The sequence below is a fragment of the Amycolatopsis vancoresmycina genome, assembly GCF_000716785.1.
In the GTDB taxonomy this organism is placed as follows: Bacteria; Actinomycetota; Actinomycetes; order Mycobacteriales; family Pseudonocardiaceae; genus Amycolatopsis; species Amycolatopsis vancoresmycina.
On record NZ_JNYY01000001.1, the window covers coordinates 817,730 to 836,110 of the forward strand.

At 71.5% G+C, this 18,381-nt stretch carries 12 protein-coding genes; 5 read left to right on the top strand and 7 right to left on the bottom strand.

Features of this window, described 5'->3' with window-relative positions; translation table 11 throughout:
• Positions 1-18: 18 nt before the first annotated feature.
• Positions 19-1,221: a phospholipase D-like domain-containing protein gene (locus OO60_RS03475; RefSeq protein WP_003094034.1), complete on the bottom strand. Its 1,203-nt coding sequence runs from the start codon at positions 1,219-1,221 to the stop codon at positions 19-21.
• 197 nt (positions 1,222-1,418) lie between these two features.
• Between OO60_RS03475 and OO60_RS03480 the strand changes: the two genes are divergently transcribed.
• The gene (locus tag OO60_RS03480; protein WP_003094033.1) at positions 1,419-3,491 is read left to right on the top strand and encodes a putative Ig domain-containing protein; all 2,073 of its coding nucleotides are present in this window, start codon (positions 1,419-1,421) and stop codon (positions 3,489-3,491) included.
• 80 nt (positions 3,492-3,571) lie between these two features.
• A complete protein-coding gene (locus OO60_RS03485) occupies positions 3,572-4,429 on the top strand; it encodes a GNAT family N-acetyltransferase (protein WP_033260752.1) in 858 nt (285 codons plus the stop codon).
• Here the strand turns inward: OO60_RS03485 and OO60_RS03490 are convergent.
• A complete protein-coding gene (locus tag OO60_RS03490) occupies positions 4,354-4,710 on the bottom strand; it encodes an MmcQ/YjbR family DNA-binding protein (protein WP_033260753.1) in 357 nt (118 codons plus the stop codon). The two genes, OO60_RS03485 and OO60_RS03490, sit on opposite strands and share 76 nt — an antisense overlap.
• Positions 4,711-4,764: 54 nt before the next feature.
• Between OO60_RS03490 and OO60_RS03495 the strand changes: the two genes are divergently transcribed.
• On the top strand, positions 4,765-5,517 hold the full coding sequence (locus OO60_RS03495) for a fructosamine kinase family protein (RefSeq protein ID WP_033260754.1): 753 nt from the start codon (positions 4,765-4,767) through the stop codon (positions 5,515-5,517).
• Here OO60_RS03495 and OO60_RS03500 read toward each other — a convergent pair.
• The 3 genes from OO60_RS03500 to OO60_RS03510 all read right to left on the bottom strand — a co-directional run bounded on the left by OO60_RS03500 (position 5,514) and on the right by OO60_RS03510 (position 9,109).
• Positions 5,514-6,164, bottom strand: a complete 651-nt coding sequence (locus OO60_RS03500; RefSeq protein ID WP_003101578.1) for an HNH endonuclease family protein — start codon at positions 6,162-6,164, stop codon at positions 5,514-5,516. The two genes, OO60_RS03495 and OO60_RS03500, sit on opposite strands and share 4 nt — an antisense overlap.
• Before the next feature lie 89 nt (positions 6,165-6,253).
• Entirely contained in the window at positions 6,254-7,243 is a 990-nt protein-coding gene (locus tag OO60_RS03505) for a hypothetical protein (protein WP_003101575.1), read from the bottom strand.
• Positions 7,244-7,375: 132 nt separating this feature from the next.
• On the bottom strand, positions 7,376-9,109 hold the full coding sequence (locus OO60_RS03510; RefSeq protein ID WP_003101573.1) for a pyruvate dehydrogenase: 1,734 nt from the start codon (positions 9,107-9,109) through the stop codon (positions 7,376-7,378).
• A gap of 70 nt (positions 9,110-9,179) precedes the next feature.
• Between OO60_RS03510 and OO60_RS03515 the strand changes: the two genes are divergently transcribed.
• Both OO60_RS03515 and OO60_RS03520 read left to right on the top strand, forming a co-directional pair.
• Positions 9,180-10,091 (top strand): LysR family transcriptional regulator, encoded by a 912-nt coding sequence (locus tag OO60_RS03515; RefSeq protein ID WP_003101569.1) that lies wholly within the window; start codon positions 9,180-9,182, stop codon positions 10,089-10,091.
• Between the two features lie 51 nt (positions 10,092-10,142).
• Positions 10,143-11,240 carry a calcium:cation antiporter gene (locus OO60_RS03520; RefSeq protein WP_003101557.1) on the top strand — a complete coding sequence of 366 codons (1,098 nt, stop codon included), beginning with the start codon at positions 10,143-10,145 and terminating at the stop codon, positions 11,238-11,240.
• Positions 11,241-11,298: 58 nt separating this feature from the next.
• Here the strand turns inward: OO60_RS03520 and OO60_RS03525 are convergent, their stop codons facing one another.
• The gene (locus tag OO60_RS03525) at positions 11,299-13,674 is read right to left on the bottom strand and encodes a SpoIIE family protein phosphatase (RefSeq protein WP_003101554.1); all 2,376 of its coding nucleotides are present in this window, start codon (positions 13,672-13,674) and stop codon (positions 11,299-11,301) included.
• 4 nt (positions 13,675-13,678) lie between these two features.
• The gene (locus OO60_RS03530; protein WP_003101551.1) at positions 13,679-18,214 is read right to left on the bottom strand and encodes a HAMP domain-containing protein; all 4,536 of its coding nucleotides are present in this window, start codon (positions 18,212-18,214) and stop codon (positions 13,679-13,681) included.
• Between the last annotated feature and the right edge of the window lie 167 nt (positions 18,215-18,381).

Consider the following 18,381-nt stretch of genomic DNA (forward strand, 5'->3'; position numbering starts at 1 on the left):
CCGGCTGCGGGAGACCGCTCAGCAGACGGCCGGGGCCGTGCACTTCGCGCGGGCCAGGATGGTGCTGAAGTTGTCCTGGTAGGCCGCGCTGATCGCCGCGTTCTCGACCTTGATCAGGATCTCGTCGTTGTCGCGCAGGGCCGCGCCGGAGACGTTGTGCGAACCGGTGAAGACGAGCTGCCGTCCGGCTTTCTCGCTGTAGTTGCCCGTGTAGAGCATGTACTTCGAGTGCACGGAGATCTCGCGGTCGTTCACAGTTGTGTTGAACCGCTTGAGCGTCACGTTCGCCTTGCCCTTGAGGGCCGCCAGGGCCGCGGTGCCCATGTCGTCGTAGACGATCCGGACCTTGCAGCCCAGCTTGGCGATGCGGACCAGTTCGTCGACGACCGGGGTGCGCGAGTCGGCGATGTTGGCCTGCACGACGTTGAGCGAGCACCCCGTTTCGTACTTGGTGACGTACTTCAGCAGCTGCGCCCAGGTGTCGGTGGCGAACTCCTCGGACGTGCCGCCGTGGGAGTCGGCGCGCGGCGAGAGGTAGCTGGTGACCATGGTGGTCAGCGTCTTGTGGTAGCCGGCGTCGGCGAAGTAGTTGTTGTTCTTCTTCTGCGCCAGCATCTTCTGCACGTGCCCGAGGTAGAAGGCGTACAGGTCCGGGTCGCCGTAGGTGAGCAGGGCGTTGTTGAACAGGTTGCCCTGCACCGTGGTCAGGTTGTACGAGCCGATGACGACGACGTCCTTCTTGCCCTCGGTCTCGGAGAACATCCAGAGCTTGTCGTGGTTGATCGAGTGCGGGCTGCCGTCGTGGGCGATGCAGCCGGTGTTGTCGCCGCCGGTGCCGCAGAAGACCAGCTGGGTGAGCCCGGCGCCCTTGAGGATGGGCATCGCGGTGTTGGCGGGATCGTCGTCCGCACCGCCGTCGAGGGCGATCCGCACCTTGACCCCGCGGGCCTGCGCCGCCTTGAGCGCCTCGGCCATCGCGGGCCGGGTCCAGCTGTAGAGCGAGATGTGGATCTCCGCGCCGGCCGGCGTGCCGTTGGTCAGCTGGACCAGCCGCGTTTCGATCGAGTGGTCGCGGTCGCCGTTCTCGGGCGGGTTGTTGAAGATCGCTTCCATACCGGTCGCGTCGGCGGCCACCGACGGCGCCGCGTGCGCGATCCCGCTGCCGGCCAGCGCGAGCAGCGCGCCCGCGGCCACCGTGAACGCCTTGAATCTGGAGCCCATGTCTTCCTCCCTGTCGGAAGGGATCACGCTCGCAACCCGGCGTACAAGATCCGTACACCCGGACGTTGCCGCGCATACACGACGAAAGGGGCAGGGAACCCGACTCATGGCGGGTTCCGCCTGCCCGGACCGCAGAGGACGCTTCTCCTGGCTCCCAGGGGCGGAGCCGGGAAAGGACGACCTCCATGAGATCGAGGGTGCTTTCTGCCGCGCTCGGCGTGGCCACCGGCCTGCTGGGCACCGTCGCCTTCGCCGCGCCGGCCCAGGCCGCCGCGGTGTGCGGCGACCAGCTCATCGGCAACGGCGGGTTCGAGAGCGGCACGACGCCGTGGACCCAGTCCAGCGGGGTCATCTCCGCCGCCACCACCGCGGAACCCGCGCACAGCGGCACGATGGACGCCTGGCTGGACGGCTACGGCAGCACGCACACCGACACCCTGTCCCAGTCGCTGACGCTGCCCGCCGGCTGCGCGTCGGCGACGCTCTCGTGGTGGACGCACATCGACACCAAGGAGACCTCGGCCGGCACCGCCTACGACAAGCTGGTGGTGCAGGCCGGCTCCGACACCCTGGCGAGCTACTCGAACCTGGACAAGAACACCGGCTACGTCCAGCGCACGGTGGACGTCTCGCGCTACCTCGGCCAGACGGTGACGCTGAAGATCACCGGTACCGAGGATGCCAGCCTGGCCACCAACTTCCTCCTCGACGACTTCGCGCTGACCACCACCGGCACGAGCAACCCGCAGTCACCGGTCGTCACCTCGCCGGGCGCCCAGACCGGCGCCGTCGGCCAGGCCGCGTCGCTGCAGATCCAGGCGAGCGACCCGCAGGGCGACGCGCTCACCTACAGCGCCACCGGCCTGCCCGCGGGCCTGGCGATCGGCGCGGGCACCGGCAAGATCACCGGCACGCCGACGACCGCGGGCACGTCCTCGGTGACCGTGACGGCGAAGGACCCGGCCGGCAACAGCGGGAGCGCCACCTTCACCTGGACGATCAGCGCGGCGCCCGCGGACTCCACGCGCACGCCGATCAACCCCGCCTACACGGTGAACCTGACGTCGAACACCGCGGGTGACACGTGGACCGGGCACCAGAGCGTCAGCTTCACCAACGGTTCGGCGACCGCGCTGCCCGAGGTGTACCTGCGGCTGTGGGACAACTACCACGGCAGCTGCCCGAGCACGCCGATCACCGTCACGAACGTCACCGGCGGCACGCCGTCCGCGCTGAGCGTGAACTGCACGGCCATGAAGATCACGCTGCCCGCGCCGCTGGCGCAGGGCCAGTCGGCGACCATCGGGTTCGACCTGAGCATCGTCGTGCCGAGCGGGGCCGACCGGTTCGGCCACGACGGCGCGTTCAACATGATCGGCAACGCTCTGCCGGTGCTCGCGGTCCGCGACGGCGCGGGCTGGCACCTGGACCCGTACACGAACAACGGCGAGTCGTTCTACACGGTGATCAGCGACTTCGACGTCACCCTGGTGCACCCGACGTCGCTGCTGACCCCGGCCACCGGCACGTCGACCGAGACGACCAGCGGCAGCACGACCACCACGCACGCGGTGGCGTCGAAGGTGCGGGACTTCGCGTGGGCCGCCGGGCCGTTCGCGAAGATCACGACGACGTCCGGCAAGGGCGTGCGGGTCAACGTCTACTCGGTCAGCGGGATCTCCACCAGCAGCGCCAACCAGATGCTGACGCTGGCCGCCGACGCCATCGACGTCCACTCGGGCCGCTTCGGCGACTACCCGTACGGCGAGGTGGACGTGGTGCTGGACAACAACTTCTGGTTCGGCGGCATGGAGTACCCGGGCTTCGTGATGGACCTCGTGTCCACCACGGCGCTCCCCCACGAGCTGGCGCACCAGTGGTTCTACGGGATCGTCGGTGACGACGAGTACAACTCGCCGTGGCTGGACGAGAGCTTCACCGACTACGCCACCGACCTCTACCGCGGGATCACCGGCAGCGGCTGCGGCATCACGTGGCAGTCGAGCGCGGAGAAGCTGACCAACTCGATGGCCTACTGGGACGCGCATTCGTCCCGGTACTCGACGGTGGTCTACAACTACGGCAAGTGCACGCTGCACGACCTGCGGCGGCTGATCGGCGACACGGCGATGGCGAACCTGCTCAAGTCGTACGCGCAGTCGCACTGGTACGGCGTGTCGACCACGGCGGAGTTCAAGGCCGCGGCGCAGGCGGCGGCGGGGTCGACCGACCTGACGTCGTTCTGGGCTTCGCACCGCGTGGAGGGCTGAGCAGCCCCCGTTTTCCACGCTAGCGGAGGGCACCGGCAAAATCGGTTTCGTTCCCCGTCCGCGTCCGCCACTGTGGGGACGTGGACGGGGAACGGTTCTTTTGCGACACCGGCTTGGCGCGGCGCATCGAACACGCGGAAGCGAGGTTCGTCGCCGCGTGCTGTGACGCGACGCGCGCTCGGCGGGGTGGCGGGTTCTCGTACCCGCTCGCCGACGGGGTGGCGACCTTCGCCGAGGCGGGGTCACCGTTCACCAAGGTCGCCGGGCTCGGCTTCGCCGGGCTGCCGGACGTCTCCGAGCTCTCCGGGATCGAGGACGCTTTCGCGGCGGTGGGTGCGCCGGTGCAGGTCGAGCTTTCGCAGCTCGCCGATCCCGCGATCGGCGCGTTCCTGACCGCCCGGGGCTACCGGCTCGAGTCCTACGAGAACGTGCTCGGGCGGCGCATCGAGCGCACCTGGTTTCCCGACGACGTCCGGGCCTGCGAGGACGACGAGCTGGAGACGTGGCTGGCCGAGGTCGCCGGAGCGTCGGCGGTGGCCGACGACCAAGGCATCCCTGCGCACGAAGACTTCCCGCACGACCTGCTGGTGAACGCCCTGCGGGACATGGCCGGGGTCCGGCGGTACCTCGCGGAACGCGACGGCGAGTTCGCCGGCGGCGCGAGCTTCCGGGTGACCGACGGCATCGCCCAGTTCAGCGGCGCCGCGACCGTGCCCGCGCACCGGCGCCGCGGCGTCCAGACGGCGTTGCTGCAGGCCCGGCTCGCGGCGGCGGCCGAGGCCGGGTGCGACATCGCCGTCGTCACGACGCAGCCGGGGTCGAAGTCGCAGCAGAACGTGCAGCGGCAGGGGTTCGACCTGCTCTACGCGCGGGCGATCCTGGTGAAGGGCACCTCGGCGACGAGCTCCTCCGGAGCCGAGAGCCGCCAGGCTTCGTAGACGAGCTCGGCGAGCTCGTCGGCGTCGATGCCGTCGAGGTACACGACCACCCAGCCGAACCCGCCGGCGGTGAACTGGACCTCGAACACGTCCGGCCGCTCCGACACGAGCGCCAGCTGCTCGGACACGGTCTGCTTGAGGCCGACCGTCCGGGTGCGCGGCCAGAAGTAGCCGAACCGCTTGCCGCGCACGCTGAACGACGAGTAGTCGCGCGCTTCCGACCGCTGGACCTCCGCCAGCGTCTTCAGCACCCGCTCGAACTCCTGGACCCGCACCACCACAGCCGCTCCCCGTGTCTCCGGCGACCACCGTAGCGCGCCGGTACCGTGCGGGACATGACCCAGTCCGGAGACGATCGCGAAGTCGTGGTCAAGCACGGCCACGCTCCCGGCGCGACGGCCGCCGAGGTGGCGGGCCTGCGCTGGCTGGCGGCGGCGGGCACGGTACCGGTGCCCGTCGTGCGCAGCCACGACGAAGACCGGCTGGTCATCGACCGCGTCCCGGCCGGGCGTCCGTCGGCCGCGGCGGCGGACCGCTTCGGCCGCGGGCTGGCCGGGGTGCACGCCGCGGGCGCGCCGGCGTTCGGCGCGCCACCGCCGGACGGGCCCGCGGAGGCGTGGATCGGCCGGGCCCCGATGGCGAACGTCCCGGCGGCCGACTGGGCGTCCTGGTACGCGGCGGACCGCGTGCTGCCCTACGTCCGGCTGGCGGTGGACGCGGGCACGTTCGGCCCGTCCGAAGCGGCGGTGTTCGAGCGGGCCTGCGCGCGGATCCCGGCCTCGGCCGAGCCGCCCGCGCGGCTGCACGGCGACCTGTGGAACGGCAACGTCCTGTGGGACGGGCGCAAGGCGTGGCTGATCGACCCGGCCGCCCACGGCGGGCACCGCGAGACGGACCTGGCGATGCTGCACCTGTTCGGCTGCCCGCACCTCGACCGCGTCATCGCCGCCTACGAAGAGGTGGCACCCCTGGCGGACGGCTGGCGCGACCGGATCGGGCTGCACCAGCTGTTCCCGCTGCTGGTGCACACCGTCCTGTTCGGACAGTCCTATGCGGACCAGGCGGTGGCGGCGGCCCGGTCGTTCTAGCAGTGCTGCAGCATCGACTCCAGCGCCGTCTTCTCCGGGACGGTGATCGTCAGGCCGTAGTTGGTCTTGACGACGATCCAGTCGGTGGCGTAGGTGCACCAGTACGAGACCAGCGGCGGCTTCCAGGCGTCCGGAGCCTTGTCGCTCTTCTGCTCGTTGAGGTTGTCGGTGACGGCCTTGAGCTGCGGCCGGACGAGGTCGTTGGCGAACTGCTCGCGCCGCTGGCGCGTCCACGACTTCGCACCGCTGATCCACGCCTGCCCGAGCGGCACGACGTGATCGATGTCCACATCGGACGCCTTGTGCCAGGTTTCGCCGTCGTAGGGGCTGACCCAGGTACCGGACTTCGGGGCGCATTGGGCGTCGGTCTTGACGTCCTTGCCGTCGCGCTTGAGGACCTGCTCGCGGACGTCGCAGTTGGCGTCGACCTTGTCCCAGTGCGGGAACTCGTCGCGGCTGTAGCCGTCCATGGTCCCGCGCACGGCGACCTTGAGGGCGGCGAGCTCGCTGCGCGCCTCGGTGGACGAGACGGGCGGGGCGGCGGCTGTCCCGGGTGCCTGGGTGGTCATCCCGTCGGCGAGCTTGCACGCGGTGAGGGAGGAGCCCGCGAGCAGGGCGAGAAGAACAAGCGCTTGGGTGCGCGGCATCGTGAACCCCTTTCACATCGAACGGGAGGTGCCCAGCGAACGCCCCGGGGAAACGGTGCAGATGGCCTAGTTGAAGCGATCCAAACGGGTCAAGAGCCGTGGAAGACCTGCGCAACGAACACGGCGGCAACAACACCGGCAGCGACCAGCACGGTCAGTACGAAGACCAGGCCCCAGGGAACCTGCCGGATCGGCCGCGGCCGCGGGAAGACGGCCGAGCCGGGCCCGCGAACGGGCGGGACCCAGGGTTCGTCATCGGCGACCGGCGCCGGGGGTTCGGGGGGCACGGGGATGACGGCGGGCAGTTCGGGCAGCCGGGAGCGGACGGGAAGCCGCGCGGGGAAGCCATCGGCGAGAAGGGCGGCTCGGGGCGGGGCGAGGTGCGCGAGGGAGAGGGCGTAGCAGGCGTCGAGGATGTCGTCGGCGGACCAGACGGTCCGCCACCGGTTGTGCTGGCTGATGATCCGCCGCAGCCCGCGCGGATCGGCGAGGACGACGGCGACGCCGGGGACGGGGGCTGGTTCGTGGCGGTGGAAGGCCGGGACGGGCTCGCTTGGGGGTGGCGGCGCGGCGGGCTCGGGGTGGGTGCTGCGCGGTGCAGCGGTGCCATGCGGCTCCGAGGGCTCAAGGCGGCCGCCGGACGACTCCGCCGCAGGTTCGGCCCAGCTGCCCGGCGATCCCGCAGGCTGCCTGGAGCGCTGATGCTCCGCCGGCCCGCCTTCACGCTCAACCGCCTCCGCCTGCGGCACCACCGCGACCAGCCCGGTCACATACCGCCCACCCTCATGCCCGGCCAGCGCACCCCTCGCCGCCTCGACCGCCGCGCCCGTCCTGTCTCCCGGGCCAGGCCACTCCGCCGGCCCTGGGGCGTGGGCCGCGATCACCACCACTCCGCTCCGCGTGAACACCAGCGCGTCCACGAACCGCGCGCCCAGGCGGCTCGGCAGGCTCACCCCCACCAACGCCAGCCCCGTCAGATGGTCCGGGCCCGGGCCCCACGAACGGAGCAACTCCACCAGGTGCCCCACCGCCGGGGGCAACACCCGGCCTTCGCCGGTGCGCTGGAGAGCCACGAGCACGCCGGCACACCTCCCACGACGAAACGGCGAGCGCTTCCTCGAAGGTAAGAGGCAACCCGCCTCCGCCCCAGCAGCCGAACGAGTGGTCGATCACCACGGTGGGTAGCCGAGCGTCAGTCCACAGTGGACCAGTTACGGCCTCGGGGTGTTGCGCAGGTTCGCCCGCGCCAGGTCGACCATCTTGCCGACACCCCCGTTGAGCACCGTTTTCGTCGCGCCCAGCGCGAACCCGCGGACCATCTCGCCAGTGATCCGCGGCGGGATCGACAGCGCATTCGGGTCCGTCACCACCTCGACCACCGCCGGGCCCGGGTGGGCGAACGCCTTCTCCAGCGCGCCGCGCACGTCGGCCGGGTCCTCGACGCGCTCCGCGAACACGCCGCACGCCGCCGCGATCGCCGCGAAGTTGACCGGGGCGTGGTCGGTGCCGAAGTCCGGGAGGCCGTCCACCAGCATCTCCAGCTTCACCATGCCCAGCGTGGCGTTGTTGAACACCACCACCTTCACCGGGACGTCGTAGGCCGGCAGCGTCAGCAGGTCGCCCATCAGCATCGCGAGCCCGCCGTCGCCCGACAGCGACACCACCTGGCGGCCCGGCTGCGACAGCTGCGCGCCGATCGCGTGCGGCAGCGCGTTCGCCATGCTGCCGTGGCGGAACGAACCCAGCACGCGGCGGCGGCCGTTCGGCGTCAGGTAGCGGGCGGCCCAGACATTGCCCATGCCGGTGTCGACGGTGAACACCGCGTCGTCCGCGGCGACCTCGTCGAGCACCGAAGCGACGTACTCCGGGTGGATCGGGCGGCGGTGCTCGATCTTCGTCGTGTACGCGCCGACGACCTTCTCCAGCTTCCGCACGTGCTCGCGCAGCATCCGGTCGAGGAACGCCCGGTCGGTGCGGGGCCGCAGCAGCGGGAGCAGCGCACGCAGCGTCTCGCGCACGTCGCCGTGCACCGCCAGGTCCAGGGGCGTGCGGCGGCCGAGGCGGGAAGCGTCGTGGTCGAGCTGGATCGTGCGCGCCTGCGGGAGGAAGTTGTCGTACGGGAAGTCCGTGCCCAGAAGCACGACCCGGTCGGCTTCGTGCATCGCGTCGTAGCAAGCGCCGTAGCCGAGGAGGCCGCTCATGCCGACGTCGAACGGGTTGTCGTACTGGATCCACTCCTTGCCGCCGAGTGAGTGCCCGACCGGCGCGGCGAGCTTCTCCGCCAGCGCCATGACCTCGTCGTGCGCGCCGCGGACACCCGCGCCGGCGAAGAGCATCACCTTCTCGCCGGAGTTCAGCAGGTCCGCGAGTTCCCGGACGGTCTCCGGCGAAGGCACCGCGGGCGACGGCGTGACCAGCGGGAGCCGCTCGGTGAGCGGGCCGGTGGCCTTGCGGTCGGCGAGGTCGCCGGGGATGGTCAGCACCGCGACACCGCCCTTGCCGACCGCGGCCTGGGTGGCGATGCGCAGCAGGCGCGGCAGCTGCGCCGGGTCCGCCACCACTTCGCTGAAGTGGCTGCACTCGGCGAAGAGCCGGTCCGGGTGGGTCTCCTGGAAGAAACCCGTGCCGATCTGGTTGGACGGGATGTGCGACGCGATCGCCAGCACCGGCGCGCCCGAGCGGTGGGCATCGAACAGGCCGTTGATCAGGTGCAGGTTGCCCGGGCCGCAGCTGCCGGCGCAGACGGCGAGCTTGCCGGTGACCTGCGCTTCGGCCGCCGCGGCGAAGGCCGCGGTTTCCTCGTGGCGCACGTGCACCCAGTCGATGCCGTCGGTGCGGCGGACGGCGTCGACGATCGGGTTCAGGCTGTCGCCGACGATCCCGTAGATGCGCTCGACGCCCGCGTCCCGCAGGGTCCTGACCAGTTGTTCTGCCACGGTAGCCATACCTCCAGCCTGCCCCGCGGTGATCAATGCGTCCAATGCCTGATTGGCTGAAAATCCATACACTGGACGCATGGACGTGGAGACGTTGCGGCTCTTCCGGGCGGTCGCCGCCGGCGCCACGGTCACCGAGACCGCGGCGCGGGGTCACCTGACCCAGCCCGCGCTGTCCCGGGCCCTGCGCCGCCTCGAACGCGACGCCGGCGCCGAGCTGTTCCGCCGGTCCGGGCGGGTGCTGCGGCTGACGCCGGCCGGGCACGCCTTCAGGCGGCACGTCGATCTCGTGCTCGACCAGCTGGACCAGGGCCTGCGCGAGGTCGGCGAGATCGTCGCGCCCGGCACCGGCGTCGTCCCGCTGGCGTTCCTGCACACCTTCGGCACCTGGCTCGTGCCCGAGGTCCTGCGCGGCTTCCTGCACGAGCACCCCGGCGCCCGCTTCGAACTCCGGCAGCACGGCGAGGCCGGGCTCGAGGCGGAACTCCTCGACGGCACCGCGGACCTGGTGATCACCAGCGGCGATCCCGGGCACCCGCAGCTGCACTGGTCCCGGCTGCTCGTCGAACCGCTGCGCCTGGCGGTCCCGCCGCGCCACCGGCTCGCCGGGCGCCGCCGGGTCCGCCTCGCCGACGTCGCGAACGAACCGTTCATCCTCCTGCGCCCGGGGTACGCGCTGCGCGAAACGACCGAGCGGTTGTGCGCCGAGGCCGGGTTCGCCCCGCGCACCGGGTTCGAAGGCGACGAGGTCGAGACGCTGCGCGGGCTCGTCACCGCCGGGCTCGGCGTGTCCGTGCTGCCGCTGCCCCACACCGCGGCGTTCCCGGCGCCGCACCTGGAACTGACCGATGTGGACGCTGCGCGCGACATCGGCCTGGCGTGGGCGACGGGCCGGAAACTCCCACCATTGAGCGAAACCTTCCGGCGGCACGTGCTGACGGCCGCCCCGCGGCTGGTCCCGGACCTCGACCGTCCACAAGGGACGATGTGAGAATCGCCGTACGGGCCCGCGGGTGCACCGGTGGTGTGCGAAGGTGGAGGCATGGTCGCCGCGCTGAGATCCTTCCTGCTGTCCTGGACCTCCGTCACCCCGGTGCTCGGCGTGCTCGTGCTGGCGCTGTCGTGGGGCCGCGACCTCGGCCCGGTCTTCGTGGCGGTCGTCGCCGTCGCGCTGGGGGCGACCGTGCTGGCCGCGGTGCACCACGCGGAGGTCGTCGCCCACCGGGTGGGTGAACCGTTCGGCTCGCTCGTGCTCGCGGTCGCGGTCACCGTCATCGAGGTGGCGCTGATCGTCACGATGATGGTCTCCGGCGGCCCGGAAGCCGGTTCGCTGGCGCGGGACACGGTGTTCGCGGCCGTCATGATCACCACCAACGGCATCGTCGGCATCTCGCTGCTCGTCGGCGCCCGCCGCTACGGCTCGACGTTGTTCAACTCCGAAGGCAGCGGCGCCGCGCTGGCGACGGTCGCGACACTGGCCACGCTGAGCCTGGTCCTGCCGGCGTTCACCTCCAGCACGCCCGGGCCGGTCTTCTCCGCCACGCAGCTGACGTTCGCGGCGCTGGCGTCACTGGCGCTGTACGGGACATTTGTGCTGACGCAGACGGTCCGCCACCGCGACTTCTTTCTCCCGGTGGCGGCCGACGGCGCGGTCAAGGAGGACGACCACGCCGACCCGCCGTCCAACCGCGCGGCCCTGGGAAGCCTGGCGCTGCTGCTGGTGGCGCTGGTCGCGGTGGTCGGGCTGGCGAAGGTGGAGTCGCCGGCGATCGAGGCGGGGGTGCGCGCGGCCGGGTTCCCGCAGTCGTTCGTGGGGGTGGTGATCGCGCTGCTGGTCCTGCTGCCGGAGACGCTGGCGGCGGTCCGCGCGGCCCAGCGCGACCGGATGCAGATCAGCCTCAACCTCGCGTACGGCTCGGCGATCGCGAGCATCGGCCTGACGATCCCGGCGATCGCGCTGGCGTCGGTGTGGCTGCCGAGCCAGCTGCTGCTCGGCCTGGGCTCGACGCAGATCGTCCTGCTGGCGCTGACGGTGGTGGTGAGCGTCCTGACGGTGGTCCCGGGCCGCGCAACCCGCCTCCAAGGCGGCGTGCACCTGGTCCTGCTGGCGGGCTTCCTCGTCCTGGCCGTCAACCCCTGACCCGAGTCTGCCGCAGCCGGTCGTGAGTGGAAAAGAGGGTTAGAACTCGCCTTACCACTCACGACCCCGGCTGGACCTCGATGCCGACCACGCACGTGTCGTCGTCGGTGTCTGCTGTGCTGTACGTCAGTAGCGTGTCCAGCTGGTGCTCCAAGCCGCCGCCGTGGCCGTCGACCAGGGTCACCAGGCGGGACACCGAATCCTGGACCGGGCGGTCGCGGCGCTCGATCAGGCCGTCGGTGTAGATCAGCAGGATGTCGCCCTCGGCCAGCTGCAGCTCGTCCTCCTGATACTCCACGTCGCGGACCGCGCCCAGCAGGGACCCGCGGATCAGCGGCAACGTCGTCGCCGTGCCGTCGCGGTGACGGACGATCGGGGGGAGGTGCCCCGCCCGGGCCCAGCGCAGCCGGCGACTCGCCGGGTCGTAGACCGCCGTGACCGCAGTCGCCGTGACGTGGTCAGTCAGGTGGTAGGCCACCAGGTTCAGCCACGTCAGCAGCTGGGCCGGGCCGGCACCGGTCGCCGCGAGGCCGCGCAGGGCGTTGCGGAGGCTCACCATGCCCGTCGCCGCGTCGATGCCGTGGCCCGCGACGTCGCCGACGCACAGCAGGACCTCGCCCGTCGGCAGCGCGACCGCGTCGTACCAGTCGCCGCCGACCAGGTGCTCCTTCTCCGCCGGGCGGTAGCGGACCGCCGCGCGCAGGCCCGGCATGTCGATCGGGCCCTTGGCGGGCGGCATGATCGCGTGCTGCAGCTGCAGCGCGAGCCGGTTGCGCTCGATCGCCTGCTGCTCGGTCTCGGCCAGCCTGTCCCGCGTCGCCGCCAGTGCCACCTCGGTCCAGTGCTGCGACGAAACGTCCTGGTAGGCGCCGCGGACCGCGACCAGCTCGCCGCGGCCGTCGGCCACCGGCTCGGCGACCACCCGGATGTGCCGGGCGACGCCGTCGGAGCGCTGCAGCCGGAACGCCGTCGACGACGGGCGCTTGTGGTGCAGCACCGCCCGCAGGAACCGGCCGATCGCCGGCGCGTCGTCGGGGTGGGCGTTCGCGGCCAGGTCGTGCAGCGACAGCGGCGTGGCGTTGGGCGGCAGGCCGTACAACGAGAACAGCTCGGTGTTCCAGGTGATCACGCCGGTGACGACGTTCTCCTCGAAGCCGCCGATCCGGCCGAGCCGCTGGGCGTGCTGCAGCAGCACGGCGAGCTTCGCCGCGTCGTCCTGGATGCGCAGGATGAGCAGCACGTTCCCGGCGAAGCGGGTGACGCTGACGTCGGTGAGCACGGTCAGCGGCACCTGGTCGACCAGGGTGGTGATCGCCATGCTGTCGGCCCGGAACGGCTCCCCGGTGGCGTAGACGCGCTGGATCTTGTCCAGCAGGCCGCTCTCCTCGGCCGCCAGCGGGTAGGACTCCAGCATCCGGGTGCCGACGATCCGGCTGCGCGGCCGCCCGCCGGGGTCGGCGAACCGGACGTTGGCGTGGTGGATCCGGAAGTCGCTGAGGTGGTCGCCGCCGTCCAGGCACGGCGACAGCAGCACGGCCGGGTCGTGCAGGCCGTCGATGAAGTCGACCAGCTCGCCGAGGAAGTCCCCGGAACCGTTCGCCGCCACCGGCGCGACCACGCCGTCCCACGTGTCGAGGGTGTGCGCGCACAGCTCGGCCAGCGCCTCCAGCTGACGGCGCTGCCGGCCCGGTTCCGCGGGCAGCGGCTCCGGCCAGCACATCTCGACGACGCCGATGATCCGCCCGCCGGTGCCGGTCGGGACCGTCACCCGGCCGCCACCGGACAGCGTGTGCTGCCCGATCGACGGCAGCCCGGCCGCCACCAGCGTCGGCAGCCAGACGGTGTCGCGCTCGATCAGCGCGCTGCGGGCCGGGGTCGCCACGCCGGGCGGGACGTAGCACCAGCGTGCCGCCTCCTCGGCGGAGAACCCCGCCGAGCCGGCGAGGGTCAGCGACCCGTCGGGCCCGGCGAGCCACACCGCGACCGCGGTCGCGCCGAGCGGCCGCAGCGCGTGCTCCAGAATGGACTCCGCGACGCGCTGGGTGTCGCCGGCCGCCAGCACGCCGCTTTCGGCCGTGCGCAGCCGCACCGCGACGGACTCTTCGCCCTCGGCGCGGGCCAGGAACTCCTGCGTCACCTCGGTGATGCGGTCCTCGGCCGCCTCGCCGACGACGTCCGCGGCGAACTCCAGCGGCGTCACGCCGGACCGCTCGGCCAGCGTCTCCAGCTGCATCGCCGCATCCGGCGGCGTGCAGTGGAGGCGTTCCATCAGGACGCCCTTGGCCAGCTCGATCAGCGCGCGGCCGTCGGCGACGGCGTGCGCGTGGTCGACCTCGCCGCGCAGGCGCGCGACGGTGTCGGCGAGCCGGGCGAGGTTGGCCGACACCTCGGCGGGCGGGGGCAGCACGGGGACGATCTCGTCTTCGGTCGTCACCCGATCACGCCGTCACGTGCCGCTTGATGCGGCTGATCAGGTCGTCGGCGTCCACCGGCTTCGTCACGTAGTCGGTCGCGCCCGAGGCCAGGCTCTTCTCCCGGTCCCCCGGCATCGCCTTCGCCGTGACCGCGACGATCGGGATCCCCGCGTGCTCGGGCATCGCGCGGATCTTCGCGGTCGCGGTGTAGCCGTCCATCTCGGGCATCATCACGTCCATCAGGATCAGGTCGATGCCCGGGTGCGCCGCGACCGTCTCGACGCCCTTGCGGCCGTCCTCGGCGTGCAGCACCTGCATGCCGTGCAGCTCCAGGATCCCGGTCAGCGCGTAGACGTTGCGGGGGTCGTCGTCGACGATCAGCACCGTGCGCCCGGCCAGCGTCGTGTCGACGTCGGCCGCCCGCACCGGCGCGGCCGGCTCGTCCGGGCGGACCAGCGGCAGCACGGCACCGGGTTCCTCCGCCGACAGGTGCAGCGCGATCCGCTCGCGCAGTTCGTCCAGCCCGGACAGCACCTCCAGGGACTGCACGTCCGCGCGGGACTGCACGAGCTGTTCGAGTTCGACGTCGAGCCGGCGGCTGTTGTGCGCGAGCACCGGCACCAGCCGCAGCGCGCTGTCGCCCTGCATCGCGTCGAGGAAGGTGAACGCGGTGCGGTCCGGCAGGTCCAGGTCGAGCACCACGCAGTGGTAGGCGTCGGTGGCGAGCGCCGCCGCGGCCTCCTGCGTGCCGACCGCCGTCACCACCTCGACGTCGGCAGGCGAAAGACCGATGTCACGGCTGTCGGCCAGGTCCGCCGCCGCGCTCTCGGCGACGAGCGTCAGGAGGCCGTGCTGGCGTTCCTCGACGACCAGCAGCCGCCGGTACGGCCGCGGGCCCGAGGACACGAGGGCGGCGCCGGAATCCGTCGTCGCGAGGGCGGTGCCGGGGTGCTCCCCCGCCGGCAGCGGCGCGAAGTCCGGCCGCGCGACCGGCAGCGAGAAGGTGAACGTGCTGCCCTCGCCCAGCGTGCTCTCGGCGGTGATGACCCCGCCGAGCAGCTGGGCGATCTCCCGGCTGATCGACAGGCCGAGCCCGGTGCCGCCGTACTTGCGGCTGGTCGTGCCGTCGGCCTGCTGGAACGCGCCGAAGATCGATTCGAGTTGGTGCTCGGCGATGCCGATGCCGGTGTCGGTGACCCGGAACGCGACCGCGGGCCCGTGCGCGCGCAGCGGCCGCGGGAGCCGCTCGGGGTCGACCGGTTCGATGTGCAGCTCGATCACGCCGACCTCGGTGAACTTGACGGCGTTGGACAGCAGGTTGCGCAGCACCTGCCGCAGCCGCGAGTCGTCGGTGAGCAGCTCGGGGGGCGAGCCGGGGGCGACGGTGATCCGGAAGTCGAGGTTGCGCTGCGAGGTCATCGGCCGGAACGTCGCCTCGACGTAGTCGATGAGCTGGCGCAGCGACACCTGCTCCGGCGTGACGTCCATCTTCCCGGCCTCGACCTTCGACAGGTCGAGGATGTCGTTGATCAGCTGCAGCAGGTCCGAGCCCGCGGAGTGGATGATGCCCGCGTACTCGACCTGCTTCGCGGTGAGGTTGCGGGTCGGGTTCTGCGCGAGCAGCTGGGCGAGGATCAGCAGGCTGTTGAGCGGGGTGCGCAGCTCGTGGCTCATGTTGGCCAGGAACTCGGACTTGTACTTCGAGGCGAGCGTCAGCTGCTGGGCGCGGGCCTCCAGCTCCTGGCGGGCCTGCTCGATCTCCAGGTTCTTCGTCTCGATGTCGCGGTTCTGCGTGACCAGCAGCGCCGCCTTCTCCTCCAGCTCGGCGTTGGACGACTGGAGCTCCTCCTGGCGCGCCTGCAGCTCTTCGGACCGGGCCTGCAGCTCCGCGGTCAGCCGCTGCGATTCGCCGAGCAGCTCGTCGGTGCGGGCGTTGGCGACGATGCTGTTGACGTTGACGCCGATCTGCTCCATCAGCAGCTCGAGGAACGCCCGGTGGACCGTGGTGAAGCCGTGCACCGAGGCCAGTTCGATCACGCCGAGCACCTGGTCCTCGACCACGATCGGCAGCACGATCAGGTTGGCCGGCGCGGTGCTGCCCAGGCCGGACGAGATCGTGGCGTACCCGGGCGGCACGTCGTCGACGGCGATCGCGCGGCGGCTGCGGGCGGCCTGCCCGACCAGCGACTGGCCGACCCGGAACCGGACGGCCGGGCCGTCGCCGTCGTCCGGGTGGCCGTAGGCGCCGACCAGGCGCAGCTCCGGGACGTCGGCGGTGTCGTCGGCCAGGTAGAACGCGCCGTACTGGGCGTTGACCAGCGGGACCAGTTCGTCCATCACCGCGGCCGCGACGACGGCGAGGTCGCGGCGGCCCTGCATCAGGCCGGTGATGGTGGCCAGGTTGGACTTGAGCCAGTCCTGCTCCTGGTTCGCCCGCGTCGTCTCGCGCAGCGACTCCACCATCGAGTTGATGTTGTCCTTCAGCTCGGCGACCTCGCCGGAGGCGTCGACGGTGATCGAACGGGTCAGGTCGCCCTCGGCCACGGCGCTGGTGACCTCGGCGATCGCGCGGACCTGCCGGGTCAGGTTCCCGGCCAGCTCGTTGACGTTCTCGGTCAGCCGCTTCCAGGTGCCCGAGACGCCCTCGACCTCGGCCTGGCCGCCGAGGCGGCCTTCGCTGCCCACCTCGCGCGCCACGCGCGTGACCTCCGCGGCGAACGCCGAGAGCTGGTCGACCATCGTGTTGATCGTGGTCTTGAGCTCGAGGATCTCGCCGCGGGCGTCGACGTCGATCTTGCGGGTCAGGTCGCCCTGCGCGACGGCGGTGGTCACCTGGGCGATGTTGCGGACCTGCCCGGTGAGGTTGTTCGCCATCGAGTTGACGTTGTCGGTGAGGTCCTTCCAGGTGCCGGCCACGTTCGGCACGCGCGCCTGGCCGCCGAGCATGCCCTCGGTGCCCACCTCGCGGGCCACGCGGGTGACCTCGTCCGCGAACGCCGACAGCGTGTCGACCATCGTGTTGATGACGTCGGCCAGCGCCGCGACCTCGCCCTTGGCCTCGACGGTGATCTTGCCGGAGAGGTCGCCGCGGGCGACCGCGGTGGCGACCTGGGCGATCGAGCGGACCTGGCCGGTCAGGTTGGACGCCATCACGTTGACGTTGTCGGTCAGGTTCTTCCAGGTCCCGGACACGCCGCGGACGGTGGCCTGGCCGCCGAGGTTGCCCTCGGTGCCGACCTCGCGGGCGACGCGGGTGACCTCGTCCGCGAACGCGGACAGCTGGTCCACCATCGTGTTGATGGTGTCCTTCAGCTCGAGGATCTCGCCGCGCGCGTCGACGCGGATCTTCTGGGACAGGTCGCCGCGGGCGACCGCGGTGGTGACCTGGGCGATCGAGCGGACCTGCGCGGTGAGGTTGTCGGCCATGACGTTGACCGACTCGGTGAGGTCCTTCCAGGTGCCCGAGACGCCCTTGACGTCGGCCTGGCCACCCAGCCGGCCCTCGGTACCGACCTCGCGGGCCACGCGGGTGACCTCGTCCGCGAACGCGGACAGCTGGTCCACCATCGTGTTCAGCGTGTCCTTGAGCTCCAGGACCTCGCCGCGGGCGGTCACGTTGATCTTCTGCGAGAGGTCGCCCTTCGCCACCGCGGTGGCGACCTGGGCGATGTTGCGGACCTGGTCGGTCAGGTTGCCCGCCATGAAGTTCACCGAGTCGGTGAGGTCGCGCCAGGTGCCCGAGACGCCCTTGACGTCGGCCTGGCCGCCCAGCCGGCCTTCGGTGCCGACTTCTCGCGCGACGCGCGTGACCTCGTCGGCGAAGGACGACAGCTGGTCGACCATCGTGTTGATGGTGCTCTTCAGCTCGAGGATCTCGCCCCGGGCGTCGACCGTGATCTTCTGTGACAGGTCGCCCTTCGCGACCGCGGTGGTCACCTGGGCGACGTTGCGGACCTGGTCGGTGAGGTTCCCGGCCATGAAGTTCACCGAATCGGTGAGGTCACGCCAGACCCCGCCGACCCCGGGCACCTGGGCCTGGCCGCCGAGACGGCCTTCGCTGCCCACCTCGCGCGCCACCCGGGTGACCTCGTCCGCGAAGGACGACAGCTGGTCCACCATCGTGTTGACGGTGTCCTTGAGCTCCAGGATCTCACCGCGCGCATCGACGTCGATCTTCTGTGACAGGTCGCCCTTCGCGACCGCCGTCGCCACCTGCGCGATGTCGCGGACCTGGGTGGTCAGGTTGCCGGCCATGGCGTTCACCGAATCGGTGAGGTCCTTCCACGTGCCGGACACGCCGGGGACCTTCGCCTGGCCGCCCAGCTGGCCCTCGCTGCCGACCTCGCGGGCGACGCGGGTGACCTCGGAGGTGAACAGCGACAGCTGGTCGGCCATGCCGTTGAAAACGGTCGCGATCTCGCCGAGCAGCCCGTCGGTGCCGCCCGGCAGCCGGATGCCGAAGTCGCCGTCGCGGACCGCGGTCAGGCCGGCGAGCAGCCGGCGCAGCTCCTGCTCCCCCGCCTCGCCCACGCCCGTACCCGGGCGCGTCCCCTCGACCATTGCCCCACTCATCCGCCACCCGTTTCTTCGCCTGTCCCGCTGTGTGCACACCGGATGGCTCAGCATAGTGCAGCTGCACTATGCTGAAGGGCAACGGTTGAGCAACCAGCCGCGCCGGTGTCCACGTGCGCTCCCCAGGCGGTGCTCGAAAGCCTTTCCTTTCCTCG

Excerpts from the sequence above, each read along its gene's own strand:
- OO60_RS03510 (WP_003101573.1), bottom strand. The coding sequence starts at position 9,109 with ATGGCTACCGTGGCAGAACAACTGGTCAGGACCCTGCGGGACGCGGGC.
- OO60_RS03530 (WP_003101551.1), bottom strand. The coding sequence starts at position 18,214 with ATGGTCGAGGGGACGCGCCCGGGTACGGGCGTGGGCGAGGCGGGGGAG.
- OO60_RS03500 (WP_003101578.1), bottom strand. The coding sequence starts at position 6,164 with ATGCCGCGCACCCAAGCGCTTGTTCTTCTCGCCCTGCTCGCGGGCTCC.
- OO60_RS03515 (WP_003101569.1), top strand. The coding sequence starts at position 9,180 with ATGGACGTGGAGACGTTGCGGCTCTTCCGGGCGGTCGCCGCCGGCGCC.
- OO60_RS03495 (WP_033260754.1), top strand. The coding sequence starts at position 4,765 with ATGACCCAGTCCGGAGACGATCGCGAAGTCGTGGTCAAGCACGGCCAC.
- OO60_RS03475 (WP_003094034.1), bottom strand. The coding sequence starts at position 1,221 with ATGGGCTCCAGATTCAAGGCGTTCACGGTGGCCGCGGGCGCGCTGCTC.
- OO60_RS03520 (WP_003101557.1), top strand. The coding sequence starts at position 10,143 with ATGGTCGCCGCGCTGAGATCCTTCCTGCTGTCCTGGACCTCCGTCACC.